The 22,380-nt window shown below is 59.1% G+C and carries 21 protein-coding genes; 9 read left to right on the top strand and 12 right to left on the bottom strand.

Annotation, left to right across the window (positions count from 1 at the left end):
* Positions 1–17 precede the first annotated feature (17 nt).
* The gene (pepT, locus tag CRO23_RS14295) at positions 18–1,247 is read left to right on the top strand and encodes a peptidase T (protein ID WP_004941154.1); all 1,230 of its coding nucleotides are present in this window, start codon (positions 18–20) and stop codon (positions 1,245–1,247) included.
* Between the two features lie 90 nt (positions 1,248–1,337).
* Positions 1,338–2,426: a malate/lactate/ureidoglycolate dehydrogenase gene (locus CRO23_RS14290; RefSeq protein ID WP_028128044.1), complete on the top strand. Its 1,089-nt coding sequence runs from the start codon at positions 1,338–1,340 to the stop codon at positions 2,424–2,426.
* A gap of 40 nt (positions 2,427–2,466) precedes the next feature.
* On the opposite strand, the gene CRO23_RS14285 is transcribed toward CRO23_RS14290, so the two are convergent.
* From CRO23_RS14285 to phoP, 3 genes are all read right to left on the bottom strand, one after another.
* Positions 2,467–3,588, bottom strand: a complete 1,122-nt coding sequence (locus CRO23_RS14285) for a ribosomal protein uL16 3-hydroxylase (protein ID WP_004941161.1) — start codon at positions 3,586–3,588, stop codon at positions 2,467–2,469.
* Between the two features lie 84 nt (positions 3,589–3,672).
* A complete protein-coding gene (gene phoQ / locus CRO23_RS14280; RefSeq protein ID WP_028128045.1) occupies positions 3,673–5,130 on the bottom strand; it encodes a two-component system sensor histidine kinase PhoQ in 1,458 nt (485 codons plus the stop codon).
* A gap of 5 nt (positions 5,131–5,135) precedes the next feature.
* Complete coding sequence (phoP, locus tag CRO23_RS14275; RefSeq protein WP_004941169.1) at positions 5,136–5,807, bottom strand: two-component system response regulator PhoP; 672 nt, start codon at positions 5,805–5,807, stop codon at positions 5,136–5,138.
* Between the two features lie 378 nt (positions 5,808–6,185).
* Between phoP and CRO23_RS14270 the strand changes: the two genes are divergently transcribed.
* Positions 6,186–7,205, top strand: coding sequence for an ADP-ribosylglycohydrolase family protein (locus tag CRO23_RS14270; RefSeq protein WP_079449340.1), 1,020 nt, complete (start codon positions 6,186–6,188; stop codon positions 7,203–7,205).
* A gap of 4 nt (positions 7,206–7,209) precedes the next feature.
* Here the strand turns inward: CRO23_RS14270 and CRO23_RS14265 are convergent, their stop codons facing one another.
* Positions 7,210–7,974, bottom strand: coding sequence for a GntR family transcriptional regulator (locus CRO23_RS14265; RefSeq protein ID WP_016928073.1), 765 nt, complete (start codon positions 7,972–7,974; stop codon positions 7,210–7,212).
* A 138-nt stretch (positions 7,975–8,112) separates the two neighbouring features.
* On the opposite strand from CRO23_RS14265, the gene pdxR reads away from it, so the two are divergent.
* From pdxR to CRO23_RS14250, 3 genes are all read left to right on the top strand, one after another.
* Positions 8,113–9,627 (top strand): MocR-like pyridoxine biosynthesis transcription factor PdxR, encoded by a 1,515-nt coding sequence (pdxR, locus tag CRO23_RS14260; RefSeq protein ID WP_097102309.1) that lies wholly within the window; start codon positions 8,113–8,115, stop codon positions 9,625–9,627.
* 116 nt (positions 9,628–9,743) lie between these two features.
* Positions 9,744–10,196 carry a GNAT family N-acetyltransferase gene (locus tag CRO23_RS14255; RefSeq protein WP_097102307.1) on the top strand — a complete coding sequence of 151 codons (453 nt, stop codon included), beginning with the start codon at positions 9,744–9,746 and terminating at the stop codon, positions 10,194–10,196.
* Positions 10,197–10,211: 15 nt separating this feature from the next.
* On the top strand, positions 10,212–10,916 hold the full coding sequence (locus tag CRO23_RS14250) for a GNAT family N-acetyltransferase (protein ID WP_028128046.1): 705 nt from the start codon (positions 10,212–10,214) through the stop codon (positions 10,914–10,916).
* A 51-nt stretch (positions 10,917–10,967) separates the two neighbouring features.
* Here CRO23_RS14250 and purB read toward each other — a convergent pair whose 3' ends face one another.
* Both purB and hflD read right to left on the bottom strand, forming a co-directional pair.
* The gene (gene purB, locus CRO23_RS14245; RefSeq protein ID WP_016928069.1) at positions 10,968–12,338 is read right to left on the bottom strand and encodes an adenylosuccinate lyase; all 1,371 of its coding nucleotides are present in this window, start codon (positions 12,336–12,338) and stop codon (positions 10,968–10,970) included.
* Positions 12,339–12,360: 22 nt separating this feature from the next.
* Positions 12,361–12,987: a high frequency lysogenization protein HflD gene (gene hflD, locus CRO23_RS14240; RefSeq protein ID WP_016928068.1), complete on the bottom strand. Its 627-nt coding sequence runs from the start codon at positions 12,985–12,987 to the stop codon at positions 12,361–12,363.
* Positions 12,988–13,318: 331 nt separating this feature from the next.
* Here hflD and kup point away from each other — a divergent pair, with 331 nt between their 5' ends.
* Positions 13,319–15,187 (top strand): low affinity potassium transporter Kup, encoded by a 1,869-nt coding sequence (gene kup, locus CRO23_RS14235; RefSeq protein ID WP_016928067.1) that lies wholly within the window; start codon positions 13,319–13,321, stop codon positions 15,185–15,187.
* Positions 15,188–15,237: 50 nt separating this feature from the next.
* Here kup and mnmA read toward each other — a convergent pair whose 3' ends face one another.
* The 4 genes from mnmA to rluE form a co-directional block, all read right to left on the bottom strand.
* Complete coding sequence (gene mnmA / locus CRO23_RS14230) at positions 15,238–16,338, bottom strand: tRNA 2-thiouridine(34) synthase MnmA (RefSeq protein ID WP_016928066.1); 1,101 nt, start codon at positions 16,336–16,338, stop codon at positions 15,238–15,240.
* A gap of 106 nt (positions 16,339–16,444) precedes the next feature.
* Positions 16,445–16,891, bottom strand: a complete 447-nt coding sequence (locus CRO23_RS14225; RefSeq protein WP_015377609.1) for an NUDIX hydrolase — start codon at positions 16,889–16,891, stop codon at positions 16,445–16,447.
* A gap of 9 nt (positions 16,892–16,900) precedes the next feature.
* Positions 16,901–17,239 carry a lysozyme inhibitor LprI family protein gene (locus CRO23_RS14220; protein ID WP_097102305.1) on the bottom strand — a complete coding sequence of 113 codons (339 nt, stop codon included), beginning with the start codon at positions 17,237–17,239 and terminating at the stop codon, positions 16,901–16,903.
* A 22-nt stretch (positions 17,240–17,261) separates the two neighbouring features.
* The gene (gene rluE, locus CRO23_RS14215) at positions 17,262–17,888 is read right to left on the bottom strand and encodes a 23S rRNA pseudouridine(2457) synthase RluE (RefSeq protein WP_097102303.1); all 627 of its coding nucleotides are present in this window, start codon (positions 17,886–17,888) and stop codon (positions 17,262–17,264) included.
* Between the two features lie 131 nt (positions 17,889–18,019).
* Between rluE and icd the strand changes: the two genes are divergently transcribed.
* On the top strand, positions 18,020–19,273 hold the full coding sequence (gene icd / locus CRO23_RS14210; RefSeq protein WP_015377612.1) for an NADP-dependent isocitrate dehydrogenase: 1,254 nt from the start codon (positions 18,020–18,022) through the stop codon (positions 19,271–19,273).
* A gap of 84 nt (positions 19,274–19,357) precedes the next feature.
* Here the strand turns inward: icd and uspF are convergent, their stop codons facing one another.
* A complete protein-coding gene (uspF, locus tag CRO23_RS14205; RefSeq protein ID WP_016928063.1) occupies positions 19,358–19,813 on the bottom strand; it encodes a universal stress protein UspF in 456 nt (151 codons plus the stop codon).
* Positions 19,814–20,600: 787 nt separating this feature from the next.
* On the opposite strand from uspF, the gene CRO23_RS14200 reads away from it, so the two are divergent.
* Complete coding sequence (locus CRO23_RS14200) at positions 20,601–21,194, top strand: sce7726 family protein (RefSeq protein WP_097103108.1); 594 nt, start codon at positions 20,601–20,603, stop codon at positions 21,192–21,194.
* Here CRO23_RS14200 and CRO23_RS14195 read toward each other — a convergent pair.
* On the bottom strand, positions 21,164–22,225 hold the full coding sequence (locus CRO23_RS14195) for a beta family protein (RefSeq protein ID WP_097102301.1): 1,062 nt from the start codon (positions 22,223–22,225) through the stop codon (positions 21,164–21,166). The genes CRO23_RS14200 and CRO23_RS14195 overlap by 31 nt on opposite strands.
* Positions 22,226–22,380: the final 155 nt, after the last annotated feature.

Raw genomic sequence — 22,380 nt, 5'->3', positions numbered from 1 at the left:
TCTGAGGGGCCGCTACCATGGACAAATTACTTGACCGCTTTTTCAACTACGTCTCTTTCGACACCCAGTCCAAAGCGAACGTAAAGCATGTGCCGAGCACCGACGGGCAGTTGAAGCTGGCGCGTGCGTTGCAGCAGGAAATGATCGCGCTCGGCTTCGAGCGGGTGTCGCTCAGCGAACACGGCTGCGTGATGGGCACCTGGCCGGGTAACGTCGCCTGGCCGGTGCCTGCGGTCGGTTTCATCGCCCATCTGGATACTTCACCGGATTTCAGCGGCAAACATGTCAATCCGCAGATCGTCGAGAACTATCGCGGCGGCGACATTGCGCTCGGCATCGGTGATGAAGTGCTGTCGCCGGTGATGTTCCCGATCCTGCACCAGATGCTGGGGCAGACCCTGATCACCACCGACGGCAAGACGCTGCTGGGCGCCGACGACAAGGCGGGCATCGCCGAGATCCTCACCGCCATGGTGCGCCTACGCGCGCGCAAAATCCCGCACGGCGACATCCGCGTGGCCTTCACCCCGGACGAGGAGGTGGGCAAGGGGGCGCAGCTGTTCGACGTGGCGGCCTTCAATGCCGAATGGGCCTACACGGTGGACGGCGGCGGCGTCGGCGAGCTGGAGTGCGAAAACTTCAACGCCGCCTCGGTGACGATCAAAATCCTCGGCAACAGCGTGCACCCCGGCAGCGCCAAGGGGGTGATGGTCAACGCGCTGTCGCTGGCCACCCGCATTCATCAGGCGCTGCCGGCGGACGAAGCGCCGGAGACCACCGAAGGCTACCAGGGCTTTTATCACCTCAGCAGCATCAAGGGCAGCGTAGAGCGCGCCGAAATGCACTATATCCTGCGCGACTTCGAGCGTGAGGGGTTTGAGGCGCGCAAACGCAAAATGGTGGACATCGCCCGTGAGGTCGGCAAAGGCTTGCCGCGCGATTGCTATATCGAAGTGAGCATCGAAGACAGTTATTACAACATGCGCGAACAGGTGGCGGAGCACCCGCACGTGATTGCGCTGGCGCAGCAGGCGATGCGCGACTGCGACATCGAACCGGTGATGAAGCCGATCCGCGGCGGCACCGACGGCGCGCAGCTGTCGTTCCGCGGCCTGCCGTGCCCGAACCTGTTCACCGGCGGCTACAACTACCACGGCAAGCACGAATTCGTGACGCTGGAGGGCATGGAGCAAGCGGTGGCGGTAATTATGCGCATCGCGGCGCTGGCCGCCGAGCGGGCGCGGTAAAACGGGACGCTTGCGATCGGCATAATCGCTTGCCGAAACAAGGCGTTGCTCATAGTGTGGAGGTTCATCCCTACGCATAAGGACCGCATGATGAGCACCGAATACCGTATCGCCAGCCCACATTTGGCGCAGTTCGTTCAGGCGATTTGGCGCCAGGCCGGCAGCACGGCACGCGAAGCCGAGCTGGTGGCCGATCATCTGGTGCAGGCCAATCTGGCCGGGCACGACTCGCACGGCGTCGGCATGATCCCCAGTTACATGGCATCGTTGGCGCAGGGGCAATTGCAGCTTAATCAACATGCCGAGGTGGTGCGCGACGCCGGCGCGGTGCTGACGCTCGACGGCGCGCGCGGCTTCGGTCAGGTGGTGGCCAGCGAAGCGATGGCGCTGGGCATTGAACGCGCCGGCAAGCTGGGCCTGGCGGCGGTGGCGCTGCACAACGCGCACCATATCGGCCGCATCGGCCATTGGGCGGAGCAGTGCGCCCGCGCCGGTTTTATCTCGATTCACTTCGTCAACGTGGTGGGCGATCCGATGGTGGCGCCGTTCGGCGGCAGCGATCGCCGCTTCGGCACCAATCCGTTCTGCGCCATTTTCCCGCGGCCGGGCCGCACGCCGCTGCTGTTGGATTTCGCCACCAGCGGCATCGCCTTCGGCAAGACTCGGGTGGCCTATAACAAAGGCTTGTCGGTGGCGGCGGGCTATCTGATCGACGAACACGGGCAACCGACTACCGAACCGAAGGTGATGCACGAAGCGCCCTTCGGGTCACTGTTGCCGTTCGGCTTGCACAAAGGCTATGCGCTGGCGGCGATGTGCGAGATCCTCGGCGGCGCGCTCTCCGGCGGCCGCACCACCCACGACGCCACGCTGAAAGCCGACAGCGACGCCATCTTCAACTGCATGACGACCCTGATCCTCGATCCTCAGGCCTTCGACGCCCCGCAAATGCAGGCCGAGGCCGAAGCGTTCATCGGCTGGGTGAAGGCGTCGCCGCCGAGCGGTGAACAGCCGATCGCGGTGCCGGGCGAATGGGAGGAGGCCAACCGCGCGGCGCGGCTGGAGCAGGGCATACCGATAGACGCTAATACCTGGCGGCAGATTTGCGCGGCGGCGGAGCAGGCGGGCATGGCGGATGAAGCGCTGGCCGGCTTTCGCGCGCAGGCGCGGCAGGCATAAAAAAGCCACCCGGCAGGGTGGCTTGTGCGCGTGACGGCAATCAGTCGTTAAAGTACCAATAGCCGCTGTTGACCAGCGCGGTCAGCAGCGCCAGGAATGACGGATCGTCCACCGCGTCGCCGAGCAGGGCGGCGTCGACGCTGAAGTGCTGGCACAGGGCGTCTGCGGCCTGCAGCTGGTCGGTGTCGATCAGCTCGCCGTTGACGAAGCAGCGATCGCCGACGCGCAGCACGCGCAACCCGCCCAGGCGCTGCAGCGCTTCACCCTGTTGCAGCAGTTCATAGATTTCCCCGGCCTGATACGGCGGCTCCGGCGGCGCCAGATCCAGCTCGTGGCGCGACTGGGAGATAAACTCGCCGAACCAGTGCTGGAAGTGCTCCGGCTGTTGCACCAGATCCAGCATCATCTGCCGTAAGGCGTCCACTTCCTGCGGCAGGATCTCCGCCGGGTGTTCGCGCAGTTTAACGTCCGGATCGCCGTAGCGTTTGCTGCCGAGCTCGCGCGCCAGCACGTAGTCGGCGAAGCCGCTCACCAGCTCGCGGCCGTTCGGCGCGCGGAAGCCCACCGAGTAGTTGAGCGCGTTTTCCAGCGCGTAGCCTTCATGCGGGAAGCCCGGCGGAATGTAGAGAATGTCGCCCGGTTCCATCTCTTCGTCGATGATGGCGTCGAACGGCTCGACCTGCAGCAGATCCGGGTGCGGGCAGTGCTGTTTCAGCGGCGTTTTTTCCCCGACTCGCCAGCGGCGGCGGCCGGTGCCCTGAATGATGAACACGTCGTACTGATCGAGGTGCGGGCCGACGCCGCCGCCCGGCACAGAGAAGGAGATCATCAGGTCATCCATCCGCCAGTCCGGCAGTTGGCGGAACGGGCGCATCAGCGCCGCCGAAGGCTCATGCCAGTGATCCACCGCCTGCACCAGCAGCGACCAGTTGTTTTCGCTCAGGTGGTCGAAGCTCTCGAAGGGGCCGTGCGCAACCTGCCAACGGCCGTCCTGGTGGCTGACCAGGCGGCTGTCCACTTCGTTTTCCATCGCCAACCCGGCCAGCTCATCCGGGGAGATCGGATCGATAAAGTTTTTGAAGCCGCGCTTCAGAATCACCGGACGCTTTTGCCAATAACGTTGCAAAAAATCGTTCCAGTCCAGATCTAATTGATAATCCATGTTCTATTCCAGGATAGGGGAGTGAGCCTGAGTGCGATTATAACGGAAGTTTGGCCCCGTGGATCGGGGCCGCAGCGGCATAATTTATTCGTTGTGGTGGGTATCGTGCTGGCGGGCGAAAGTGACCTGCATGCGCGCGCCGCCGAGCGGGCTGTCGCTGATGACGATTTCGCCGTCGTATTGCTCGATGATCTCCGCCGCCACCGACAGGCCAAGGCCCTGGCCGGGGCGCAGGGTGTCCACCCGCTGGCCGCGCTGGAAGATCAGCTGGCGCTTGCTTTCCGGGATGCCCGGGCCGTCGTCGTCGATGACGAGGATGAGATTTTTCTCTGAGTGCAGCGAGGTGATCTCAACGAACTCCAGGCAGTATTTGCAGGCGTTTTCCAACACGTTGCCCATCACTTCCATAAAGTCGTTCTTCTCGCCCATAAAGGTCACTTCCGGCGAGATGTCCAGCGTGATCACCACCCCTTTGCGCTGGTAAACCTTGTTCAGCGCCACCACCAGGCTGTCGAGCAGCGCCGGCACCGAGTGGATCTCGCGCGTCAACACCGTTTGGCCGGAGTTGATGCTGGCCCGGTGCAGGTAGTAACCGATCTGCTGCGAGATGCGCCCGATCTGATCCAGCATGATCGGCTCGGCTTCTTCGATGGTGGTCTGCTTGCCGCTGCGCAGCGAGCGCAGGGTGCTTTGCAGCACCGCCAGCGGCGTTTTCAGGCTGTGGGTCAGATCCGACAGGGTGGTGCGATATTTGGTGTAGCGCTGGCGCTCGTTACGCACCAGAATGTTCAGATTACGCACCAGCCCGCGCAGTTCGCTGGGCGGGTTCTCATCCAGCTGATCGCGCTCGCCGTTCTCCAGTTCGCCCACCTGATTGACCAGCGCCTTGATCGGCCGCAGGCTCCAGTAGGCCGCCAGCCACAGCAGCGGCACCACCAGCAGCAGGTTGGCCAACAGCACGTAGCTGAACCACTCCCACACCACGTCGGATCGCTGCAGCTCCTGCGGAATGCTGTCAACCACCACGATGGTCAGCGCCGGCAGGCGAGGCGTGGCGGCATAGGTGTTGACCGCCACAGAGTGGGTCAGCGCGTTCTGATCGGTATCGTCGTAATTCTTCAGCTGATCCTGCGCTTTGGGGTTGTCCCCCAGCACTTCGCTACTGACGCGGGTGTCGGTGTCGATTTCGTAGAAGCCGGACTCCTCCAGCCATTCCTTGTTGATCAGCTTCTCGAGCTCCGGCACCTTGCGCTGGCTCCACAGCAGGTTGCCTTTATCGTCGTAGATAAAGACCAGCGTCGGGAAGTTGAGATCGAGATCGGGGGGAATGGCGATGGTGAGTTTGTTGTCTTTCCACTGCGCCAGGCTGAAGAACAGGTTGCTCTCGCCGCGCAGCAGACGGAAGGCGGTTTTGTCGAAGCTGACGATATAGCCGACGACCGCCACCAAACCGTAAGAGAGCGACAGCGCCAGGATCACCCCGGCGGTCGCCATCAGGAAGCGGGCACGCAGCGAAAACGGTTTTTTATTCTTGTTGAACATCATGTTCACTTCGCGTCAAAACGATAGCCCTGGCCACGTACCGTGGTGATCACTTCATGCGGGTATTCCGCCTGCACTTTCTTGCGCAAGCGGCCCATCAGCACGTCGATGGTGTGGCTTTCACGCAGTTCGGCGTCCGGGTAGAGCTGCAGCATCAACGAATCCTTGCTCACCACCTTGCCGGCGTTGCGGATCAGGGTTTCGATGATGGTGTATTCAAAGGCGGTCAGCTTGATCTGTTGATCGTTGACGCTCAGTTCGCGGCGCGACAGATCGATCTGGAACGGCGGCAGCACGATCACCTGCGAAGCCAGGCCGCTGTTGCGACGCATCAGCGCCTGCATGCGGGCGATCACCTCTTCCAGGTGGAACGGCTTGGTGACATAGTCGTCGGCGCCGGCTTCCAGCACCGCCACTTTGTCCTGCCAGCTTTCGCGGGCGGTCAGCACCAGGATCGGCAGCTTGGTCTGATGGGCGCGCCAGCGGCGGATCAGGCTCAGGCCGTCTTCACCCGGCAGGCCGAGATCGACGATGGCGATATCCGGCGCGTGTTCCTGCAGGAAATAATCGGCTTCCTTGGCGTCTTCGGCCGCGTCGACCTGATGGCCCATCTCGCGCATCTGAACGGAAAGGTGGTGACGCAGCAAACCATTATCTTCAACAACCAGTACTCGCATGGCGAACTCCTGTGACTATGCGGGTGAACATCCTGTCACCCACGCGATAAAAGGGAACACGCTCTGCGGCGTGTCAGGGAATAACGCGGCCACCTGAACCATTTTGACAAAAAGTGCTGAGGCTATGGTAGGTATAACCCGCCCGGCCCGCAAGAGAGCCGAAGCAATGTATTAAAATAAGCGTTATCAATTTGTTCGCCGACATTATCGACAAGCTCTGATAAACGTCGGATAAACAGCGGCGGGGCAACATTAAACGCAACTTAAACGCGCCGGGCATTGCCCGCGAAAGGGAAGTGTGAGCCGGGCGCTTGATAAGCTTTAAAGGTACTAATAAGGTATTATTGAGGCAACGGCACATTTTCTCAGGAGCGACGGATGAAGCAGTTAACCCAGGCAGAACGCATAGCGGGCGCACTTTACGGACAGATGCTGGGCGACGCGCTCGGCATGCCTTCCGAGCTGTGGCCGCGCGAGCGGGTTAAGCGCCATTTCGGCTGGATAGACGGTTTTCTCGATGGGCCGGCGGAGAACTCGGCCGCCTGTTACTTCAAGGCCGGGCAATATACCGACGATACCGCGATGGCACTGGCGCTGGCCGATGCGCTGCGGGAAGCGGAAGGTGAGGTGGTGCCGGCGCTGATCGCCCGCAATGTGATCCGCTGGGTGGACAGTTTTGACGCCTTCAACAAGAACATTCTCGGCCCCAGTTCCAAACTGGCGTTGAGCGAGCAGAAAGCGGGCACGCCGATCGCCGAGTTGGAAAACAACGGCATCACCAATGGCGCAGCAATGCGCATTTCGCCTTTGGGTTGTGTGCTGCCGTCTGCGCCGCTGGAGGATTTCTGTCAGCAGGTGTGGCTGGCCTCCAGTCCGACGCACAAATCCGACATCGCCGTCGCCGGTGCCGTCGCGATCGCTTGGGCGGTTTCGCGTGCGGTGGAGGGTGCGGACTGGGCCTCGATTCGCCTGGCGCTGCCAGGCGTGGCGGAGTATGCCCAGCGCCGTCAGGTGACGACGTTCAGCCCCTCGCTGGCGGCGCGCATCGAGTTGGCGTTTCAGGTGGTGGATGAGGCCGCCGATCCCGAGCAGGCCTCTGAGCGGATATATCAACTGATTGGCGCCGGGGTGAGCACCATCGAGTCGGTGCCGGCGGCGCTGGCGATGGTGCAGCTGGCGCAAACCGATCCTACCCGTTGCGCGGTGCTGTGCGCCAATCTGGGCGGCGATACCGACACCATCGGCGCGATGGCCACCGCTGTCTGCGGCGCGCTGCACGGCGCCGACGCGATGGATCCTGCCCTGCTGGCGGAGTTGCAGCGGGTGAATCCGCTGGACGTTGAGGCGTATGCCCAGGCGTTCGCGCGTTTTCGCCGCCGCCGGCAGGGCGAGGCGTGACGGATCAGCTTTCGCTGGTAAACTCGTACATGTCGCTGCGGCAGAAGCTTTCGCTGTATTCGATCGGCTTCTTGCGGTGGTCGAACAACGTCTGGCGCACGATCAGCAGCGGCATCGGTTCGGATAGCTGCAGCGCCTGGCGGATGTCGTCGTCGGCCATCGCCGCGCTGACCTGGCTGCGCAGCGAGCCCATCTCCACATTGTTGCGCCGGAAGTAGTCGTACAGCGAGATGCCAATCTCGTCGACGTTGGCAATCGCCGCCGCCACCACGTAGGACACCGCCACCGACATCGGCCGCCGATCGATAAAGTGAATGCGCTTGAGTTGGTAGATCGGCGCTCCAACCGCCAGCCGGAGTTTTTCCGCCAGTTCGGCGCTGGCCGGCACCCGCTCGCGGCTGATCCATTGCGTATCCGGCTGACGCCCCTGTTGCGTCGCCTCGCGCGAGAACCCTTTGATGTCCGCTAATGAATAGCGCAGCTTCGGCGCGGGCCGTTGCGGCTGGATAAAGGTGCCGTAGCCGCGTGAACGGCCGATGATGCCGTCTTGCTCAAGGCAGGCCAGCGCTTTGCGCACCGTGATGCGCGAGATGCCAAGCTGTTCGGTAAACAGGCGCTCGCTGGGCAGGAAATCCCCCGCGTTCAGTAATCCTTGCTCGATAGCCTGGCGCACCGAGGCGTTAAAGCGCAGATATAACGGCATCGCGCCCGCGCTGGCCAGATCCTGCAGCAGTTTTTCCAGCAGACGCTGGTTGATCTCCTTGCTCATAGCTGACGGAAGTCCTGTAGCCGCAATGCGATGGCTTATTTAAGGGGATTTCGCCGGGCAGCGCAACTGCCGCCGCCGCTGGGCGAAATGAGGTAGAGTAGTGTGCTATCGCCCCAGGTTCGGAGAAACAGACTGCCCATGAGTGATACCCCACGACACGCGGACGACGCGGCAATCCTGGCAGCCTTCACCCAGCAGCGTCAGCAGGGGCTGACCCGACGTTCGGCGCTGCATCAGGCCCTGTTGCGGCTCATCACCGCCGGGGAACTGCCGTGGCGGGCGAAGCTGCCGCCGAGCCGCGCGTTGGCGGCCCGGTTGACGGTGGCGCGTGACACGGTGGAACAGACCTACGCGCGGCTGGAGGCGGAGGGGTTTATCAGCCGAACGGTGGGGAGCGGCAGCTTTGTGCGTTATCGCTGCGATACGCTGCTCGGCCGTGAACTGCTGGCGACGCAGGCAGGCCAAGAGGCGCGGCTGGCGGAACGCGAATTAAGCGATCGCGGCCGGGCGTTGCTGGCGGTCAGCCATACGCCGCACACCAGCCGCCAGGCTTCGCTGACGCCCTCGCTGGCGGATCTGCGGGCGTTTCCCATCGATTCATGGCTGCAGTGGGAAAAGCAGGCGCTGCGGCGCCACGGCGAGCGGCTGTTGGGGTATGCCGATCCGCAGGGCTTGCCGGAACTGCGCGCGGCGATCGCGCACTATTTGCAGCGGGAGCGGGGCGTCAAGGCGTCGGCGGAGCAGGTGATCGTGGTCACCAGCTCTCAGCAGGCGCTGGCGCTGTGCACCCAGGTGCTGTTCGATCCCGGCGATGCGGTATTCGTCGAAGAGCCGGGCTACCAGGGGGCGAAAAAGCTGGTGCAGTCGGCGGGGCTGCAGGCGCGGCCGATCGGCATCGATGAGCAGGGGATGGACGTCGGGCAACTGATGCACGCCACGGGCGGCGGGCGGGGCGTTTACATCACGCCGTCCCATCACTACCCGCTGGGGTATTCGCTGAGCCTCGAGCGGCGTCTGGCGCTGTTGCAGTGGGCCCAGCGTCGGCGGGCCTGGATCATCGAAGACGATTACGACGCCGAGTTCAACTACGATCGACAAACCAAGGCGGCGCTGCAGGGGCTGGACAGCGGCGGGCGCACGCTGTACATCGGCACCTTCAGCAAGACGCTGTTTCCGGGGCTGCGCATCGGCTTCATGATTGCGCCGCCGCAGCTGGTGCGGCCATTGGTCGCCGCCAGGCAGTTTCAGGACGGCTACACGTCGGCGCTGGCGCAGATGACGCTGTTCCACTGCCTGCATGAGGGCGGCTACGCCGAGCATCTGCGCAATATGCGCACGCTGTACAAGGCACGGCTGGATGTGCTGTACGACGCGGTGCAACGCCATCTTGCGCCCTGGACGCACCCGGCCTTGCCGCAGGGTGGGCTGCAGCTGGTTTGCCCGTTGGCGGATGCGGCGACGGAGCGGCGGCTGGTGGCGGCGGCGGCCGAACGAGGAATACGGTTGTACGGCCTGGCTGATTTCTACACCGGCGCGCCGCAGCGCGGGGCGCTGGTGCTCGGTTTTTCGGCCTATACGCCGGACGAGATCGTGCGCTTTATCGCCACGCTGGCGCAGGTGTTCAACGCGCTGCCGCGGGAAAGCGGCGGTTAAAATTGGTCTGCTCGGCGTTTTGAATTGGTCCGTATTACGCCGCCGCTGCGCGGTGTATCCTGCCGCTATTCGGTTATTTCCCTAATGGAAATAATATCTTAACCCCGTGAGGCGCTATGAACCCATCAAATCGTGAAGTGACCATCCGCAGAATCAATGGCGACGACAGAGCGCAATGGCTGGCGTTGTGGCAGGGCTATCTCGACTTTTACCGCGCCGACGTGGCGCCGCAGGTGACCGATCGCACCTTCGAACGGTTGGGGCAGGATGAACAGGTGTACGGGCTGGTGGCGGAGGATGCCGACGGCCGGCTGCTGGGGCTGATGAACCTGGTATTCCATCCGTCCACCTGGAGCGCGATGGGCTATTGTTATATCGAAGATCTCTATTTGTCGCCGCAGGCGCGCGGCCATAAAGTGTCGGAAAAACTGTTCGAACAGGCGTATCGACTGGCGGAGGCGCGCGGCAGCGATCGGGTCTATTGGATGACTCAGGAGTACAACGCGCCGGCGCGTTCGCTGTACGACAAAATCGGCAGAAGAAGCTCGTTTATCGTTTATACCCGTTAACCGCAGGAGGCGCGTATGGCAATGAATCGTTATGGTCAGCCGATTGGCGAACCGATGCCGGATTGGCAGCCGGCTCGTCGCCCGGGCGGCGCAACGCTCGGCGGGCGTTTCTGCTCGCTGGCGCCGCTCGAGCCGCAGCGGGATTACGCCGCGCTGTACGACGCTTTCCAGCTGGCGCCGGACGGCCGCGACTGGACCTATCTGTCTATCGAACGGCCCGACACGCCGGCGGCGATGCTGCTGCATCTGGAGACGCTGCAGGCCAACCCGACGCTGGTCAATCTGACGGTGTTCGATGCCGCCAGCGACGCGCCGGTGGGGACGGTGGCTCTGATGCGCATCGACGAGGCCAACGGCGTGCTGGAGATCGGCCACGTCAGCTGGTCACCGTTGATGAAACAGCGCTCCAGCGCCACCGAGGCCATCGCGCTGCTGCTGCGTTACGCCTTCGACACGCTGGGCTATCGCCGCTGTGAGTGGAAGTGCGACAGCCATAACGCGCCATCGCGCCAGGCCGCTCTGCGTTTTGGCTTCCGTTACGAGGGCAACTTCCGCTTTGCGGTGATCGTTAAAGGGCGCAGCCGCGATACCGACTGGTTCGCCATCACCGCTGACCGTTGGCCTGCGGTGCGGCAGGCGTTTGAGCGTTGGCTGAGTGCGGACAACTTCGATGCGCAGGGGCGGCAGATTGCCCGGCTGCAGGTGTTGCGCGGCGAATAATAAGCAACAAGGCGGCCCGTGGGCCGCCTTGTCGTTGTGGGTCTAACGCGCTTACTTCAGCTCGTCGACCAGGGTAGTGGCGCGGCCGATGTAGTTGGCCGGGGTCATCGCCTTCAGACGGGTTTTCTCTTCTTCCGGCAGCGCCAGACCATCGATGAACGCCTGCATGCCGGCGGCGTCCACGCGCTTGCCGCGGGTCAGTTCTTTCAACTTCTCGTAAGGCTTCTCGATGCCGTAGCGGCGCATCACGGTCTGGATCGGCTCGGCCAGCACTTCCCAGTTGTGATCCAGTTCGTCCAACAGGTGCGCCTGGTTGACTTCCAGCTTGCTGATGCCCTTCAGGGTGGCCTGATAGGCGATCAGCGCATAGCCCAGGCCCACGCCCAGGTTACGCAGCACGGTGGAGTCGGTCAGATCGCGCTGCCAGCGGGAAACTGGCAGTTTACCCGCCAGGTGGCCCAGCACGGCGTTGGCCAGGCCCAGGTTGCCTTCGGAGTTTTCGAAGTCGATCGGGTTGACCTTGTGCGGCATGGTGGAAGAGCCGATTTCGCCGGCGATGGTCTTCTGCTTGAAGTGGTTCAGGGCGATGTAGCCCCAGATGTCGCGGTCGAAGTCGATCAGAATGGTGTTGAAACGCGCTACGCAGTCGAACAGTTCGGCGATGTAGTCATGTGGTTCGATCTGCGTGGTGTACGGGTTCCAGGTGATGCCGAGCGAGGTCACAAACGCTTCGCTGAACTGATGCCAGTCCACTTCCGGGTAAGCGACGATGTGGGCATTGTAGTTGCCGACCGCGCCGTTGATTTTACCCATGATCTCCACGCGCTCCAGCTGGCGGTACTGGCGCTCCATGCGGTAAGCCACGTTGGCGAACTCTTTGCCGACGGTCGACGGGGTTGCCGGCTGGCCGTGGGTGCGCGACAGCAGCGGGATATCGCGGTATTCCTGCGCCAGCCCTTTCAGCGCGTCGATGATCTTGCGCCAGTAAGGCAACACCACGTCCTGACGGGCGCTTTGCAGCATCAGCGCATGCGACAGGTTGTTGATGTCTTCGGAGGTGCAGGCGAAGTGGATGAACTCGGACACCGCGTGCAGCGCAGGCACCGCCGCCACTTTTTCCTTCAGGAAATACTCGACCGCTTTCACGTCGTGGTTGGTGGTGCGTTCGATGGTTTTGATGCGCTGTGCGTCTTCTTCATTGAATTCCGCGACGATTTTGTCGAGGAAAGCGTTTGCGTCGGCGTCAAAAGCGGGAACTTCCTTGATTTCTGCGCAGGCGGCCAGTTTTTGCAGCCAACGTACTTCAACCTGTACGCGGAATTTCAGCAGACCGTATTCGCTGAAAATGGGGCGCAGTGCGCTGACTTTATCACCGTAGCGTCCATCAACGGGGGAAACGGCGGTCAGTGAGGATAATTCCATCGGTAGCAACTCCTGGGATCGATTAACAATGAGCAACGATATTTTGCGCCTGCTTGAACAGACGATTACGGGAAAACATTAACTGCAGGCGGCTGCCGCCGACCTGTTGCCACAGCACGGCGGCGCGAATGCCGGCCAGCAGCGTGGCGCGCACCTTGGCCTGCACCTGCGGATTCTGCAAGATCGCCGGCGAGCCGGTCACCTGAATGCGCGGCCCGAGCGGGCTGACCACGTCGACGTAAATGCCGGCCAGCGCGCTGATGATGGTGTCTGACTCAAGATCGAAGTGCGCCAACTGGCGCTCAAGCTGGCCGAGGCGTTCGCCGAGCGTGTTCATCGCCTGTTTGTTGGCGTTGAGCTTGCGCTCCAGCACCATCAGGCTGATGGTGTAGCGGGTCAGTTCCGCGCCCGGCCCTTTGTTGTTGGCATTCAGCACGCCCATCAGGGTTTCGAGGCCGACCATCAAATTGCGTTCTTCGCCGCCGAACACCGCCAGCGTGGAGGGCGGATCCATTTGCAGCAGGCTTTTCAGCGAGGTCTGAAACGCTTCGCGGTCGCATTGCCCTTCATGGGCCAACTGCTGAACCAAACGCGCCGACTGGCTGATGCCCGCCATGGCCAGCGTGATGTCATAATAATTCTTCGCCACGATGACTCCTGTAAACGCGGTGAACGGTACATGGCTTACTGCATAAGGTTGTGTGTATCGCAGGGGCAACGGCGGCGGCCGCGAACGGTAACGCTCGGGCGTGGCTGTAACAACGATGACAACGAATGCCGCGGATCATGCCACAAAATCGAGGGTAAACCCAGCGTCTAATACGTCTGTGACGAGGCGGAGGCGCCGTGCGGCGCAGAACTGCGCAATAAGGCGGCGAAAATCGCCGGCGCGGCGGCGCGAACTTATTGTTGCGGCGGCAAATAAAGTGCGGCGGCTGCATCTATACTGCCAACGTGAACCCTTAAATAAAGACCTTTATATGCACGTAAAAAACAAGCAGCCGCTGCCGGCGGTGACGCTGGCGGCCATCGGCGTGGTGTACGGCGATATCGGTACCAGCCCGCTGTATACCCTGCGCGAATGCCTGACGGCGGAGGAGGGCATCACCCTGACGCCGGCCTCGATTTACGGCTTTTTGTCGCTGATTTTCTGGCTGCTGACGCTGGTGGTGTCCATTAAATACATTTGTTTTGTGATGCGCGCCGACAACGACGGCGAGGGAGGCATTCTGACGCTGATGTCGCTGGCGATCCGCAAGCTGGATGCGCGCTGGGTGCCGGCGGCGGTGCTGATCGGGCTGGTGGGCGGCAGCTTCTTTTACGGCGACGGGGTGATCACCCCGGCCATTTCGGTGCTCTCGGCCATCGAGGGGCTGCAGATTATCGCCCCCGAGCTGGACAGCTTTATCGTGCCGCTGTCGCTGCTGGTGCTGACCGCGTTGTTCGCGATCCAAAAACGCGGCACCGGCAGCGTCGGCAAACTGTTTGCCCCGGCGATGGTTATCTGGTTCCTGACGCTGGCGCTGCTGGGCATCGGCGGCATTCTGCATCACCCCGGCGTGCTGCGGGCGCTGAACCCTTACTGGGCGGTGAATTTCTTCCTCGAATACAAGGCGGTGTCATTCTTTGCGCTGGGCATGGTGGTGCTGTCGGTCACCGGCGCAGAAGCGTTGTACGCCGATATGGGCCACTTCGGTAAAAAGCCGATCCGTCTGGCGTGGTTTACGCTGGTGGCGCCGGCGCTGGTGTTGAACTACTTCGGCCAGGGGGCGCTGCTGCTGGCCAATCCGGCGGCGATCAACAACCCGTTCTTCCTGCTGGCGCCGACCTGGGCGCTGATCCCGCTGCTGGTGATCGCCACGCTGGCGACGGTGATCGCCTCGCAGGCGGTGATCTCCGGCGTGTTCTCGCTGACGCGGCAGGCGGTGCGGCTGGGCTACCTGCCGCCGATGCGCATCATCTATACCTCCGATCAGGAGTCCGGGCAGATCTACATTCCGGTGGTGAACTGGCTGCTGTTCGCGGCGGTGCTGATCGTGATTATCAGTTTCAAACACTCCAGCAACCTGGCGTCGGCTTACGGCATCGTGGTGACCGGCACCATGCTGCTGTCGTCGATTTTGCTGAGCATCGTGGCGGTGAAAAACTGGGGCTGGCCGCGCGCGCTGGGCGGGTTGATGCTGCTGGTCATGCTGTGCATCGACGTGCCGCTGTTCGGCGCCAACCTGATCAAGCTGGCGACCGGCGGCTGGCTGCCGGTGGCGCTTGGGCTGACGATTCTGCTGATCATGCTGACCTGGAAGACCGAGCGTTCGCGCCTGATCCGCCGGTTGCGCGACAACCAGGAAGGGCTGAGCGCGCTGATCGAATCGCTGGAGAAGGCGCCGCCGAAGCGGGTGCCGGGCACCGCGGTGTTTATGGAGCGCACGCCGCATGCGGTGCCGCTGGTGCTGTTGCATAACCTGAAGCACAACAAGGTGCTGCACGAGCGCGTGGTGCTGCTGACCATCGTCACCACCGACATGCCGTACGTGCACAATGTGCAGCGGGTGGCGATCGAACAGCTGTCGGCGAGCTTTTGGCGGGTGGTGGCGAGCTACGGCTGGCGCGAGACGCCCAACGTGACGGATATCCTTTATCGCTGCGGGCTGGAGGGGATGAGCTTCACCATGAACGAGACCTCGTTCTTCATGTCGCGCGATACGCTGGTGCTGGGCAAGCGGCCCTGGTATCTGCGCGTGCGCGGCAAGGTGTTCCAGCTATTGCAGCGCAACGCGCTGCGGGCGCCGGATCTGTTCGAAATCCCGCCGAATCGGGTGATCGAGCTGGGCGCGCAGGTGGAATTTTGAATAAAAAAACGCTGCGGTGAACGCAGCGTTTTTCTTGGGCGGCAGGCGAATTACGCCAGGCGCTGTTCGATGATGCCGCCGCCGAGGCAGATTTCGCCCTGGTAGAACACCGCCGACTGACCGGGGGTGACGGCGGAGACCGGCTCGTCGAAACGCACTTCGATGCGTTCGTCGTCGAGCGGGGTCACGGTGCAAGGGATGTCCTGCTGGCGATAGCGGGTCTTCACCGTACAGCGGAACGGGCCGGTCAGCGGCAGACGATCTACCCAGTGCAGCTGCTGCGCGATCAGGCCGACGGACATCAGGCGCGGGTGATCGTGCCCCTGCGCAACCACCAGCACGTTGTTGGCCACGTCTTTATCCACCACGTACCATGGATCTTCGCTGCTGTCTTTCAGGCCGCCGATGCCCAGCCCTTTACGCTGGCCCAGGGTGTGATACATCAGACCCTGGTGTTCGCCGACGGTCTGGCCGTCGACGCTGACGATCGGACCCGGCTGCGCCGGCAGGTAGCGGCCGAGGAAGTCGCGGAACTTGCGTTCGCCGATGAAGCAGATGCCGGTGGAGTCTTTCTTCTTGGCGGTGACCAGCTCCAGTTGCTCGGCGATGCGGCGCACCTCCGGCTTCTCCAGCTCCCCGACCGGGAACAGGCTCTGCGCCACCTGCTCGTGGCTCAGGGTGTAGAGGAAGTAGCTCTGATCTTTGTTGCCGTCGACGCCGCGCAGCAGGCGGCTTTTGCCGTCCACGTCCTGGCGGCGCACGTAATGGCCGGTGGCGATGAAATCGGCCCCCAGATCTTCGGCGGCGAACTCCAGGAAGGCTTTGAATTTGATCTCTTTATTGCACAGGATGTCCGGGTTCGGCGTGCGGCCGGCCTTGTACTCTTCCAGGAACAGCTCAAACACGTTGTCCCAGTATTCCGCCGCAAAGTTCACCGTGTGCAGTTCGATGCCCAGCTTGTCGCAGACCGCTTGCGCGTCGGCCAGATCGGTCGCGGCGGAGCAGTACTCTTCGTCGTCGTCTTCTTCCCAGTTTTTCATGAACAGCCCAGCGACCTGATAGCCCTGTTGCTGTAACAGATAGGCGGTAACGGAAGAGTCGACGCCGCCGGACATACCGACGATTACTTTTTTCTGGCTGTTGTCTGACATGGGGATCTCACGAACTTGAACACGAACCGTGCTGATAAAAACAAGCGCAGGATTTTACCACGTTGCCCGCGCCGGCGCACTGTTCATCTTGTGCTGCCCGGCGTCCTCAATGTGGCCAGGCGAAGCTGCCGACTAGCGACAGCGGGTAACGCTCCGGCTGCTGATAACTGCGAATGCTCTCGGCCACCAGCGCGGAACGCAGGTTGGGCGCCTGCAAAATCTCGTCGGCGCTCAACCACAGGCAGCGATCGATGTCGCTGTCGTGCGGCTCGGTCGGCAGCGGCTGTTCCAGCTCGATGACGAAGCAGAAACGCAGGAACGGCGTGCGATCCGGCGCGATCCACTGGTGCAGGCGCAGGAACGCCTGCGGCGTGGCGCGGATGCCGGTCTCTTCCCACAGCTCGCGCTCGGCGGCCTGCACCAGCGTCTCGTCGGCCTCCAGGTGGCCGGCCGGCTGATTCCACAGCGCTTTGCCGTTGATGGTCTCTTCGACGACCAAAAATTTGCCGGCGGCGTGCACCACGCAGGCTACGGTGACGTGCGGTTTGAACATGCGGTCTCCTTACAGCGGTTTGTCGATGCGCCGGTAGATGTCGTCCAGCTCGGCGATGCGGGTGCGGTAACTTTGCAGCAGGCAGGCGGTGTCGTCGCCGCACCGCTGGCGTTTGGCCAGCCAGGCCTGCTGGCTGTCCTGCATCGCGCCGCGCGCGCCCATGGCGAACAGGCCGCGCAGGAATTGGTACTTGGTGGCCATTTGCACGTCCAGATCGTTCAGCGTGCGGTTGGCGCAGATGGCTTGCTCATCGCGGCTTGCCGCCTTGGCGCAGTCGAAGCTGGCGGCCGGGGCGGCGAACGGGGCCGCCAGAGCGGCGAGCAGCAGCGCGATCGGAGTAGATTTCATGGCGCCTCCATCAGTTATCGGTCTACAGGGAATCGATGGTTTTCCATTCACCGGGCTGCAGTGAACCCAGCGAAAGATTACCCATACTGTAGCGAATCAGGCGCAGGGTAGGGAACCCGATATGCGCCGTCATGCGACGCACCTGGCGGTTTCGCCCTTCATACAGGGTGATTTTCAGCCAACTGGTGGGGATGGATTTACGCTCGCGGATCGGCGGGGTGCGCGGCCACAGCCACTGCGGCTCGGCCACCAACTCAACACCGGCGGGCAGCGTCGGGCCGTCTTTCAGCGTGACGCCGCTGCGCAGCGGCGCCAGATCGCTCTCCTGCGGCGCGCCCTCGACCTGCACATAATAGATTTTGCCGGTGCGCTTGCCCGGCTGGGTGAGCTGCGCCTGCAGCTGGCCGTCGTTGGTCAGCACCAGCAGCCCTTCGCTGTCGCGATCCAGGCGCCCGGCGGCGTAAACGTCGGGGAAGGGGATGTATTCTTTCAGCGTGGCGCGGCCGGCTTCGTCGGTGAACTGCGGCAGCACGTCGAAGGGCTTGTTGAATAACACAATGCGGCGCGGCCCCTTCGGCGCGGCGGGTTTGGCGGCATTCGGCTTGCTGAATCGTTTAACGTTGTGATTTCTAACAGAGAATTTTTTCATAACGGTTGAGATTACGGATGATAAGCGCATTATAACCGAATCCGTTTCGGATTGGCGCGGACCGAATATTCAAGTAGTATCTACACGCATCTTACAAAGCATTAACAAAATTGCGCTTGAAGGAGAGGTTGATGGAAAGCAAAGTAGTTGTTCCGGCAGAAGGTAAAAAAATCACGGTTGACGCCCAGGGTAAACTGGTTGTTCCTCATAACCCGATCATCCCGTTCATCGAAGGCGACGGCATCGGCGTTGACGTGACTCCTGCCATGATCCACGTGGTTGATGCGGCCGTTAAAAAGGCTTACCACGGCGAACGTAAAATCTCCTGGATGGAAATCTACACCGGCGAAAAATCTACCCACGTTTACGGTAAAGACGTGTGGCTGCCGGACGAAACTCTGGACCTGATCCGCGACTACCGCGTCGCCATCAAAGGCCCCCTGACCACCCCGGTCGGCGGCGGCATCCGTTCTCTGAACGTGGCCCTGCGCCAGCAGCTGGACCTGTACGTGTGCCTGCGCCCGGTGCGTTACTACCAGGGCACCCCAAGCCCGGTGAAACAGCCTGAGCTGACCGACATGGTGATCTTCCGCGAAAACGCCGAAGACATCTACGCCGGCATCGAGTGGAAAGCCGGCTCCGCCGAAGCGGACAAAGTGATCAAATTCCTGCGCGACGAAATGGGCGTGAAGAAAATCCGCTTCCCAGAGCAGTGCGGTATCGGCGTGAAGCCATGCTCCGAAGAAGGGACCAAGCGTCTGGTGCGCGCGGCGATCGAATACGCCATCACCAACGACCGCGACTCCGTGACTCTGGTTCACAAAGGCAACATCATGAAGTTCACCGAAGGTGCCTTCAAGGATTGGGGCTATGAGCTGGCGCGCGAAGAGTTCGGCGGCGAGCTGATCGACGGCGGCCCATGGCTGAAGATCAAGAACCCGAACACCGGCAAAGAGATCGTGGTTAAAGACGTGATCGCCGACGCCTTCCTGCAGCAGATCCTGCTGCGCCCGGCGGAATACGACGTGATCGCCTGTATGAACCTGAACGGCGACTACATCTCCGACGCCCTGGCGGCCCAGGTAGGCGGCATCGGTATCGCACCGGGCGCCAACATCGGCTCCGACTGCGCGCTGTTCGAAGCGACTCACGGCACCGCGCCGAAGTACGCCGGCCAGGACAAAGTGAACCCAGGCTCCATCATCCTGTCCGCAGAGATGATGCTGCGCCACATGGGCTGGTTCGAAGCGGCTGACCTGATCGTTAAAGGCATGGAAGGCGCCATCGCGGCCAAGACCGTGACATACGACTTCGAACGCCTGATGGAAGGCGCTAAGCTGCTGAAATGTTCAGAGTTTGGCGACGCCATCGTTAAACACATGTAAGCGTGTTTGGCGTTTGAATGAGAACGGGAGCCTTAGGGCTCCCGTTTTTTTACTGTTCAAATATGAGTGAGGTGTCGGACAGGCTCACTGCGCGGCGTTAGCCGATTCACGCACGACCAGCACCGGGCAATTGGCGTGGCGGACGACGGCGGTGGCATTGGAGCCGAGGAGATAAGTGATGGCAGAAGGGCGGTTGGAACCCATCACGATAATCTCCGCGTTGAGCGCATCGGCGAGCTCCAGGATCTGATCTTTGGGATCGCCGACGGCAACGTGCGTGGTCACTCTATCTTCAGGCACGCTGAATTCTTTGGCCGCTTTTGCCAGCCCTTCGGTTGCTACCGCAATGATTTCGTCTTTGGTTTCTATCGCCGCCGTGGCGGCAAAGCCGAAAGCGGCATAGGTGGCGCGCGACGGGATCACCGCCAGGAAATGGACGTGGGAGTCTTCGAGCCTGGCGAGCGCGTTGACATGCGGGATGACCTGCTGTGTTAATTCCGGCTCGGTAATATCCACGGGAACCAAAATAGTTTTGTACATACTCCCTCCTTATCGTTTTCAAAAAACTCCACTTATCAGATTATAGCCGTTCGACGTCGGGAAAGGGGAGATCCGTATGGCAAACCTGGCACGTTGTCTGCTGGTAAGGTATGCAGAAATCGCGGTTTCCGCAATAGGTTAGGGAATGTTAGCTCTAGCCGAATATTAGAGGCTAAAATATATAAATCTCTTTAGAGTCAATGCGTTATAAAATGGTGGTGCAGTTAATTTCCCACCTTTTTTAGAGGCTAAGTATATGAATAAAAAGGTCATTACTAAGAAATCAGTCTGACGCTATGCAATGTGCGCAACGAAAAGGCTTACCTGAGCATTCAAGGTATGGGACGTACTGTCACCACAAAAATAGGGAGTCTACAACTTCGAACGCTTAATAGGTGGCGTAATTTTTCATGGTTTGACGATGCTGTCGTTAAGCAAAATTATAAATTTCTTCGCGTTTGAATGATGACAGGGATATAAGACTCTTTTCTGGGAACTATTTATCTATATCTTAGGTGAGTTGAATTTATTAAAAATATGACCATGGAAGCATTAAGTTTAATCATAGTGTGCAAGAAAACAATCTTTAATTTGTTATTTATTCTGATTTTTTGAGAAATAAGATGTTTGAGATTAAGTATCTGGTGATAAATTCATTGAAAGATGTTAGGTGTTAGGTTTAATTATTTAATGGTATCGAAAGATATGTCGAGATGGTATATACTAAAGCACTGGAAAAGATGTTTCTACTAAGATGCAGATAAAACAAAGCCGTAAGGTTATGAAAATGAAAGACATTGATGTTAGAGAAGCCGTGCATAAGAAAGTGTTGAAGGATCATCACAAGAATCCAGATACGCTGATTATTGATGAATTTAACATCAGTTTGGGTTCTGCACGAGCAGATATAACCGTTATAAATGGCATTTTACATGGATATGAACTTAAAAGTTCGAAAGATACCCTAGAGCGCTTGCCAGGACAAATTACGCATTATTCATCTATAATGGATAAGGCTACGCTAGTTGTTGCTGAGAATCATATGGATGAAGCTATAAATTTGTTACCAGATTGGTGGGGGGTGAAAATAGTCATTCAAGGTAATAGAGGTGGAATTAATTTTTTATCACATCGAGCTGATAAATTTAATCCAATTGTTAATGAGTTGGCGTTGGCTCAACTCTTATGGAAAGAAGAATGCCTTTGCGTACTTGATAGAATGGGGCTTGCAAAGGGGAATAGAAGCAAACCCCGTTTTGAACTTTGGCAGATATTAGCTGAATGCACTCCATTAAGAATGTTAAAGTTAGAGGTCAGGATGGCACTAAAAAATAGAATTGCATGGAGAGATCAAGGTCGTGCCGGAAAATGTGCTGAATAGTTAGCCAGTTGTTGTACAACCATCGTAAAATGATGTGTATGTGCAACTTTTCTCCATTCCTTCGAGCCTCCAGATGAGTTTATACCATGGGCTCGGTTAAATATATAATTATCTCCCCAGCTGAAGTTTTGACCATAGTAAAACTGTGAGCTTATTAAAATATTACATAAATTTTGCGTTTGTCCCCATCCGTTACCTTTCACTGCCGTACCTTTTACAAATATCCACGAATCGCTGTTTGAATATCTTACAGCTGCATATTGCGACATAAACCGGGGATCTATGCTAGTAATTGTTGAACTAGCAGTAGGATAATCGCTAAAGCTTGGAGTGAAAGTAAGTTGGCCTGTTTGAATTATATCGATCCAAAGTTGCCACTCCTCTCGGCGTAGCCTATATATTTGATGCTGTGGAATTCCAGCTTGTGAATTTGGGTAGCATGTACTAGATAATATTATGTTTCTCCAATGTGCCATGTTTATAATAAATTGACAAGATTGCAAGGTTTGCTGTTTTAAACTATCAGTCACTTGCTGAATATCGCCTAGGTCAATAATTATATCTACTAGATTGGTGGGTGTGTCTAAATCAGACACTAGCTGATTCAAATAATGTAAGTTTGAAAAGTTAACTGTTACTGCAACACCATTGGTTTTATTTCTCATAACTGATTGAAAATAGTTATGAGAATAATTAGGTGATATAACGGGTATTAACTCTTTATTATGCTGTTTAGCACTAACTACACACATATCTAAAGGATGATGATGTTGTGTGCCATGAGAGTCTAGTTCACTAACGTCCAACAATATTGGTCTTTCAGGAGACCAGCTTAGGGCTAGGTTACTGCCGAAGTCAATCAAATAGTCAGACAGTGTTTTTTTGTAACAATCATTCTCAAAATCCCAGTCAATATCCAAAACTTTAATTATTGGGGTTATACCATCTAGGGTTGCTTGATCTATTTCCCTTAAGGATTCATATTCTGCCGGTTTCCACTTAAGTTGAGGATAATATTTGTGTGAGCTCATAGTATACCCTTATTTGTTTCCTTTCATTATGGTGATTTTTGATTTTAATTGTATTTTGCTTTTAGCTTCAATAAGAATAATTAAAATTATTGTGAACCCGATCAAATTATGTGTTTTTTGTGATGATATAGTTTGAGTTTAATTAATAACGCATG

This window comes from Serratia sp. JKS296 (assembly GCF_900215445.1).
Lineage (GTDB): Bacteria > Pseudomonadota > Gammaproteobacteria > Enterobacterales > Enterobacteriaceae > Serratia > Serratia marcescens.
The sequence above is the reverse complement of the archived record's forward strand: the minus strand, read 5'-3'. Positions and strand labels throughout refer to the sequence as shown.

What these genes read in the sequence shown, in the direction of transcription:
- rluE (WP_097102303.1), bottom strand. Translation starts at nt 17,888, where the DNA reads ATGAAAAAATTCTCTGTTAGAAATCACAACGTTAAACGATTCAGCAAG.
- mnmA (WP_016928066.1), bottom strand. Translation starts at nt 16,338, where the DNA reads ATGTCAGACAACAGCCAGAAAAAAGTAATCGTCGGTATGTCCGGCGGC.
- pepT (WP_004941154.1), top strand. Translation starts at nt 18, where the DNA reads ATGGACAAATTACTTGACCGCTTTTTCAACTACGTCTCTTTCGACACC.
- phoQ (WP_028128045.1), bottom strand. Translation starts at nt 5,130, where the DNA reads ATGTTCAACAAGAATAAAAAACCGTTTTCGCTGCGTGCCCGCTTCCTG.
- icd (WP_015377612.1), top strand. Translation starts at nt 18,020, where the DNA reads ATGGAAAGCAAAGTAGTTGTTCCGGCAGAAGGTAAAAAAATCACGGTT.
- CRO23_RS14225 (WP_015377609.1), bottom strand. Translation starts at nt 16,891, where the DNA reads ATGTTCAAACCGCACGTCACCGTAGCCTGCGTGGTGCACGCCGCCGGC.
- CRO23_RS14265 (WP_016928073.1), bottom strand. Translation starts at nt 7,974, where the DNA reads ATGAGCAAGGAGATCAACCAGCGTCTGCTGGAAAAACTGCTGCAGGAT.
- CRO23_RS14285 (WP_004941161.1), bottom strand. Translation starts at nt 3,588, where the DNA reads ATGGATTATCAATTAGATCTGGACTGGAACGATTTTTTGCAACGTTAT.
- purB (WP_016928069.1), bottom strand. Translation starts at nt 12,338, where the DNA reads ATGGAATTATCCTCACTGACCGCCGTTTCCCCCGTTGATGGACGCTAC.
- pdxR (WP_097102309.1), top strand. Translation starts at nt 8,113, where the DNA reads ATGAGTGATACCCCACGACACGCGGACGACGCGGCAATCCTGGCAGCC.
- CRO23_RS14255 (WP_097102307.1), top strand. Translation starts at nt 9,744, where the DNA reads ATGAACCCATCAAATCGTGAAGTGACCATCCGCAGAATCAATGGCGAC.
- CRO23_RS14200 (WP_097103108.1), top strand. Translation starts at nt 20,601, where the DNA reads ATGAAAGACATTGATGTTAGAGAAGCCGTGCATAAGAAAGTGTTGAAG.
- phoP (WP_004941169.1), bottom strand. Translation starts at nt 5,807, where the DNA reads ATGCGAGTACTGGTTGTTGAAGATAATGGTTTGCTGCGTCACCACCTT.
- CRO23_RS14270 (WP_079449340.1), top strand. Translation starts at nt 6,186, where the DNA reads ATGAAGCAGTTAACCCAGGCAGAACGCATAGCGGGCGCACTTTACGGA.
- CRO23_RS14290 (WP_028128044.1), top strand. Translation starts at nt 1,338, where the DNA reads ATGAGCACCGAATACCGTATCGCCAGCCCACATTTGGCGCAGTTCGTT.
- CRO23_RS14220 (WP_097102305.1), bottom strand. Translation starts at nt 17,239, where the DNA reads ATGAAATCTACTCCGATCGCGCTGCTGCTCGCCGCTCTGGCGGCCCCG.
- CRO23_RS14195 (WP_097102301.1), bottom strand. Translation starts at nt 22,225, where the DNA reads ATGAGCTCACACAAATATTATCCTCAACTTAAGTGGAAACCGGCAGAA.
- kup (WP_016928067.1), top strand. Translation starts at nt 13,319, where the DNA reads ATGCACGTAAAAAACAAGCAGCCGCTGCCGGCGGTGACGCTGGCGGCC.
- CRO23_RS14250 (WP_028128046.1), top strand. Translation starts at nt 10,212, where the DNA reads ATGGCAATGAATCGTTATGGTCAGCCGATTGGCGAACCGATGCCGGAT.
- uspF (WP_016928063.1), bottom strand. Translation starts at nt 19,813, where the DNA reads ATGTACAAAACTATTTTGGTTCCCGTGGATATTACCGAGCCGGAATTA.